Raw genomic sequence first — 2,622 nt, 5'->3', positions numbered from 1 at the left:
CGGTCGTCCTCGTAGAACGTGAACTTCAGCGAGGACGAACCGGCGTTGATCACGCCGACCAGGGCCTCATCCACTGTCTTCATGGTCTTCATGATTTGCCTCTGCTTTCGATCAGAGCGCAGCGTCGTTCACCCGTCTCGCCTCCGCCGCGCGACCTTGCACACGTCAGTAGTGCGGCGAGCGCAACCTGAGCCGCGGCGCGTCGGGGTCGGGGGCTCGGCCACCCGCGACAGCCCCGGTGCTGCACCGGATATCGAACGGCAAAACCACGCCACGTCTCGGCTGCGGCCGCCTTGACATAGATCAATCAAGTGGCCGCGCCGTCGGGACAGACTCCTTGCGAGCGGGTCCTGGGACCTTTGGACCGGAGTTCTGCCGCCGGTCGGATACGTTAGCCTATGGCTGTGCTTGCAGTGTTCATGGCGGCGGCTCGCGGCTGGTGTTGGGGTAAAGCCACGGACGAATGGAAACGGCCTATATTTCAGCTTTATCGGCGCTTGCCGGTTCCGCGATCGGCGCCCCGGCCTCTATTGCCACGACCTGGCTTACGCAAACGTGCAAGAGAGCTTGGCGAGTGATGATCGTTCAACGATCCGAACAGCGGAGTCGGGACAGCGCGAGCCTGCGGTACCCTTCTGAAAACCAGGATGAGGGCCTCCACATATCCAGTCGGCAGCGGCTGCTGTTGCGAATTCGTCGCTCGTCGAGCTTACTGGAGGGACGAAATGGATACGGACAGGATTCAATACAAGACAGTCGCAGCGCGGTTTTTTCGGGCGGTCAGGGACTTCATGGACTCAGAGGTCGGCTGGAAGGCCAAATCGCTGTGCTTCGGTTTGGTTGTACTACTGATCGGGGTCAATAGTTTGAATGTTGCTAACAGCTATGTTGGCCGAAATTTTATGACCTCGATTGCGGACCGCGAGAGAGCTGAATTTGTCCGACAAGCTCTGTTCTACATCGGAGTCTTCGCGGCTTCGACCGTCGTCTCGGTCATCGCCCGGTTTGCCGAGGAGCGCCTTGCATTACTCTGGCGGGAGTTCGTGACTCGACGAGCCATCAGTTTCTATTTTGCCGAGGGGGCGTATTACCGTCTGGAGGCATCCGGTGAACTCGCCAACCCGGACCAGAGGATCTCCGAGGATGTCCGCGCATTTACAATCACCACAATTTCTTTCGTCCTGATGGCCCTAAACGGCAGTTTCACCATATTGGCATTTTCCGGCGTGCTCTGGTTGATCAGTCCTTTGCTGTTTATCGTCGCCGTTCTGTACGCGACCTTTGGATCGTACATGGCGATCGTAATAGGACGTCCACTCGTCAAGCTCAACTATGATCAATCGGACAAAGAGGCCGGTTTCCGCTCCGGTCTCATTCATGTTCGAGAGAACGCCGAACCCATCATGCTGGGGCACCACGAGGGTCGGCAATCTGCGCGTCTACTGCATCGGCTCGAGGACCTAGTCGGCAATTTGCGTCGGATCATCGCCGTCAACCGCAACCTGGGGTTCTTCACCACGGGCTACAACTGGCTGATTCAGATCATTCCGGCCCTGATTGTCGCTCCGGCGTTCATCGACGGGGAGATCGACTTCGGCGCGATCACGCAGTCGGCCATGGCCTTCACGGCGCTTGTTGCCGCGTTTTCCCTGGTTGTCACCCAGTTCCAGTCGCTGTCCTCGTTCGCTGCCGTCGTCGCACGGCTCAGCTCGCTGATGGACGCTATCGAGCAATCGCAGACAAGTACGGCAACAGCCATTGAGCTTGTCGATGCAGGTGAAACGCTGGCTTACGAGCGCTTGACCTTGGAGTCGTCGACCAACAGCAACCCTCTGCTCAAGGACTTGTCCATGTCAATCCCATCCGGGACCTGCGTTCTGGTGACAGGATCCGACCAGGAAGCCGGTCCGGCGTTGTTCCAGGCGACGGCGGGGAGCCGAACCGCCGGCACCGGGCGCATCATTCGCCCTGGCGCAGACGGCTTGCTATTTCTCGCCCAGCGGCCTTACTTGGCACCAGGCACCCTCCGGCAAGTCCTGGTGCGCCCAGGACATGAGGGCGATGTTTCGGACGACAGGATACTTACGCTGCTGAGCGAGTTGAGGCTCGCACAAGGCATCGCCCAAATGGGCGGGTTGGATACCGAGCGGGACTGGATGACGCTGCTGCCGCTGCGCGAGCAGCAACTCCTGGCCATCGCACATGTCATTCTTGCAAAGCCACGCTTCGTCTTTCTGGATCGGATCGGTACTGTGTTGAATTCCGCTCAACTTGACAAAGTCCTGCGCCTGTTTTCGGAGAACTCGATCACTTACATCAGCTACGGAGATGCTGGTGAATCGCGTGAGCTATATCACGCCATCCTGGAATGCGGCGACGATGGAAGCTGGAGGTGGATGACGAGCCGATCCTGACGGATAGCAACATCGTATCGCGTCCCCAATTTGAATCTGCGTTGCCCAATAGCGCTGGTGCCAACGTTTGCTGTTGAGAAGCGTTCGTTGTCGGTGCCACTGCTATATCCGATCTGAGCGCGCTCCGATAGGTGTTGATCGTCACTTCTCATTCAATTCCAGCGTCTAGCGAACGTCCGGTTCCGGAGCGCCGAGGCCATGTCTGGTA

The 2,622-nt window shown here is 58.5% G+C and carries 1 protein-coding gene; it reads left to right on the top strand.

The window, feature by feature from the left end:
* The first annotated feature begins 725 nt into the window (after positions 1-725).
* Positions 726-2,414, top strand: a complete 1,689-nt coding sequence (locus FFK22_RS41370) for an ABC transporter ATP-binding protein/permease (RefSeq protein WP_138893638.1) — start codon at positions 726-728, stop codon at positions 2,412-2,414.
* Positions 2,415-2,622: the final 208 nt, after the last annotated feature.

The sequence above is a fragment of the Mycobacterium sp. KBS0706 genome, assembly GCF_005938675.2.
GTDB lineage: Bacteria > Pseudomonadota > Alphaproteobacteria > DSM-16000 > Inquilinaceae > Inquilinus.
This window is presented reverse-complemented; position numbering and strand designations above follow the sequence as displayed.

Excerpts from the sequence above, each read along its gene's own strand:
- FFK22_RS41370 (WP_138893638.1), top strand. The coding sequence starts at position 726 with ATGGATACGGACAGGATTCAATACAAGACAGTCGCAGCGCGGTTTTTT.